This is a genomic window from Streptomyces calidiresistens (assembly GCF_014141525.1).
Taxonomy (GTDB): Bacteria; Actinomycetota; Actinomycetes; order Streptomycetales; family Streptomycetaceae; genus Streptomyces; species Streptomyces calidiresistens.
In genome coordinates, this window is sequence record NZ_VKHS01000552.1 from 1 (window position 1) to 3,791 (window position 3,791).

The 3,791-nt window shown below is 72.1% G+C and carries 3 protein-coding genes; all 3 read right to left on the reverse strand.

Going from position 1 to position 3,791, the window contains the following annotated elements; translation table 11 throughout:
* Nucleotides 1-4: 4 nt before the first annotated feature.
* On the reverse strand, nt 5-1,126 hold the full coding sequence (locus FOE67_RS19385) for an aspartate-semialdehyde dehydrogenase (RefSeq protein ID WP_182666037.1): 1,122 nt from the start codon (nt 1,124-1,126) through the stop codon (nt 5-7).
* A 444-nt stretch (nt 1,127-1,570) separates the two neighbouring features.
* Nucleotides 1,571-2,443, reverse strand: coding sequence for a hypothetical protein (locus FOE67_RS19390; protein ID WP_182666039.1), 873 nt, complete (start codon nt 2,441-2,443; stop codon nt 1,571-1,573).
* 182 nt (nt 2,444-2,625) lie between these two features.
* Entirely contained in the window at nt 2,626-3,324 is a 699-nt protein-coding gene (locus FOE67_RS19395) for a hypothetical protein (RefSeq protein WP_182666041.1), read from the reverse strand.
* Between the last annotated feature and the right edge of the window lie 467 nt (nt 3,325-3,791).

Below are 3,791 nucleotides of genomic sequence, written 5' to 3' on the forward strand. Positions count from 1 at the left end.
GCGTTCACCCCCGCGACCGCACCGGGAGGGACCCCCTCCCACCGGCCCGCCGGGGGCCGGCTCCGTCCGCGTGCGTACCGGTGCCCGGCACGGGAGTCCCCCGTCGGGCGAGATACGCCTCGGCGATGCCCAGGGCGTTCCGGGCGCTCCCGGCCCGCAGGTCGTCCAGCGTCAGCCACAGCCAGAAGCCACGCGGATCGTGCGGAACCACCCGTACCCGCCCCACGTGCACCGTGTCCGGATCGCCGGCGGTCAACGGCGTCGGCGTCTGCCGGGGGTCGGCCGCGTCGTGCACCACCACGCCGGGCAACGACCCCAACAGCCGTACCAACTCCCGCCTCCGCATCGGTACCTCCGCCTCGACGAACAGGGTGGCCGAGTGCCCGCTGACCACGGGAACGCTCACGCAGGTCACCGTCAGGTTCAACCTCGGTCGGTTCAGCACCCGGCGGGTCTCGCGCGTCAGACGCTCCTCCTCCGTGGTGGACCGGTCGGGGAGCGGCCCACCCACCGCCGGCACCGCGTTGAAGGCCAACGGCGGGCGGAAGCTCTCCGAGGGCGGTTCGGCGTCCGGATCCCGCAGCGCCAACTCGCTGCCCTCCAGCAGTTCCTCCATCCCCGGGTGCCCCGCACCCGACGCGGCCTGATAGGTGCTCACCACGGCCTGCCGGACCCCGCAGGCCCGCTCGACGCCGTGCAGCAACCGGGCCAGCGCCACGGTCATCGGCCGGGGGGACGCCACGACCGAGCCCGACGGGAGCCGCGCGGCCGTCGTGCCGTTGACCTCGGGCACCACCGGGGAGACCTCCGGGTCGCCGCGGAAGGCGTCCGAGGTGTCCACGACCAGGGCGCCCCGGCGCGCGGCGGGACGTGCCCAGCGGCGGCTGATGCCGGAGCCCGAGCACAGGAAGACGACATCGGCGCCCTCGAAGACCGCTTCCTCCAAAGGGAGGGCGGGCGTGCGGCGGCTCCCGACGGCCCGGCGGCGGCCGGTCGGATCGACCAGGCGCAGTTCCCCGTAACCGGTGGGGTTCCGCTCCTCGATCAACTCCACCAGGGCGGTGCCCCGGGCGTCGGTGGCCCCGACCAGCACGAGGCGGGGGGCAGGGTGCGCGACACGTGTCATCGGGGGTCCTCCGATCTGGCCGGCCCCGGGAAGGGCGCCCGTGATCCGCCGGCAGACGTCCGGTCGGCTCGGCCGGAGGGCCCGCTCCCCTCCGTGAGGGGCGGGGCCGCGACACAGGGGCCGCGCCCGTGGGGCCCGTCCCCATGTAACCCGGTGCGGCGGCCCCGTCCGCCCCCGGGGCGCTGTCCACTACAGGACTGTCCCCACGTGGCCGGCGGATGGTGGGCGGGAGTGTTCGACCCTGCACGGGAGGTGGTCGGGAGTGACCGATCGTGACGGTTTCCCGACAGTCCGGGGCGCGGTGGGCGAGCCGAGGGACGCGCACCCGATGACCCGCCGGGAGACGCGGCCCGGGGACCGGCCGGCGAGCGACGGACGGGCCCCTCCGGACCCTTCGACCGGGGGTGATGGGCCCACGCGGGACCCGTGGGCCGGGCCCCGCCGCTATCGGACGACCGCTTGGACCTCGTCGACGGTCACGTCGAGGGTGGTGGCGTATTCGCCGTCGGGCAGTGTGTCCCCGCCGCCGAGGGAGTCGGTCCAGGAGACGCCCCACACCAGGGTGGCCTCCATCGTGTGAGGGGTGCCGGTGGCGGTGGAGCGCAGGTAGGTGATGCCGCAGGGCGGTTCCTCGCCGCTCCTGCCCCGGGTCCAGGGCTCCCCGATGCGTCCGCCGCGCGCCTCGCAGCGGCCGGAGGCGGGGTGCAGGACGGCGTCGGGGGTGCCCGGTGCCAGGCGCAGGCTGCGGGGGGTGGCGACGGTCTCGGCCCAGATGCCGTAGTCCGGCAGCTCGGCGCGCACCGTCACCGGTTCGAAGGCGGCCTCGTCCAGCCAGACCCAGGAGGGAAGGTTCACCACCTGGCTGCCCTCGGGGTTGAGGGTCACCTCGGTCTCCGGCACCCGGGTGTACTCCCACGCCAGCGCCGCCAGGGTGGCGGTGTCGACCACGCCGGGGCCCGGGGGCGGCGGATCGCCGAAGTCCACCCAGAACAGCCGCGGCTCACACGAGTACTGGGCGGCCCGGTCGGGGTGGTCGCGGTTGATCACCCGGGACCAGAACATCCCCTCGCCCGCGCGGTCGGTGTGGAAGTCGGGGAACTCCCCGTCCTCACCGAACAGGTCCTCGTACCGGTCCCGGGTGTCGATTTGGACCTGTTCCTCGTGCGGGGAGTCCACCGTCATGTGGCGCAGCCAGTCGTCCTCCTTGTCCCGCATCTGAGCGGGGGTGTAGAGGGGCGCGTAGTAGCAGGCCGGTGGAGTCCAGGAGGTGGCGGAGACCAACGGCGCCGGGTTCCCCTTGCCGGTGGAGGTGAACACGATCCGCGCCTCCGCGTGGATCCCCCCACCGCCACCCCCGCCACCCGTTCGGGGCGGAGCCTCGGGCGGGGGAGTCGCGTTTTCCACTATGTGCCGTTCGTCGGCATGAGCTGGGGGCGACAACAAAGCACCTGAAAATGTGATGATGGAGAGGAGCGAAAGAACTGTCCAGTGGCTTCGATTCACCGGCACTCGGGGGCCTCCGAGGTCACGCTGTATTCGCTCGTCTGCCATACACCCAGTTCATTGAGCTCGACTCGGGAAGCGTACAGGGCCGGCTTCGCATCGGCGTCCGCCTGTTTGGTCACCTCGCGAGTTTCGAAGTCAATGGTGGCCACGCCGCTGAAATCGCGGCAGAAGAGTACCGCAGCTGAACTGCCGTCCTCGAAAACAGTCACCTCTCGATTGAAATACCGGGTCGTCCCGATCGAGGAGTTACCTCGATCGATGATCGTGCTGATCAACTGAACGGTCTGGTCCAGCGCGTCGCCCTTGATGTAGAAGCGCACTGCCGGACGATCCGTCTCGTGGTGGATGATGCCCTCGTCAACGGCGTCGACGAACCCCCGGCTGTCGCGGAGGATGGCGTCCTTGACCGGGTCACCGGTCTCCTCGCCCTCGTAGACGTTCTCGAAGTCGTCCCCGAGGTCGATCTCCGGGCGCTCGATGGAGTCCTCCGGCTCGCTCCCGGCCTCGTCGCCGCCGTTCGCCTCGTCATCCGCCTCCTCGGTGGGCTCCGCCGGGGCGGTCTCCGTACCCGCGATGGGGTCGTTCTCCTCGCCCGCGTCCGAGGAGGAACACCCGGTCATCAGCAGTGCGGCCCCCGCCACCCCCGCCACGACCGTCCGCAACCGACCGTTCCTCGACGTTCCGCCACTCATGCCCTGCTCCGCTCGATACAAGGGGTTACGACCCCGGTACGGTACCGAGCCACCCCGACAGGTGCCGACCCCACCCATCACCCGGAAAAGCGGAGGCGCCAGTGCCTCCTTCAACCCAACCCACAACCCGGGCGCCCCCCCAGCAGCCGGTTCGAGGTGGTGACTTCGACGGTGTCCGGGAGCACGGGGTCCCCGCCGCACCCTGCACCGGTAGGGGCGAAGAGGCGCGACGAATCGTCACGAGGGGACCGGCCGACGTGCCCGAAGCCCTCTCCCGCGCGGCCGCCGGTCCTCGGCCTCCATGGGAAGCCGGACGGGACCGGTATCGGGATCCGGTGGAATCTCGCGGCAGCCGGTGCACAGGGTGTGGACGGTACTGCGGAAGGCCACGCGATCACAGCGGGAACAGGTACGCCACGGTGGCGGGGCGGCCGGCGGGGGAGAGGCCGTCGGCGCGGTTCGGGGCC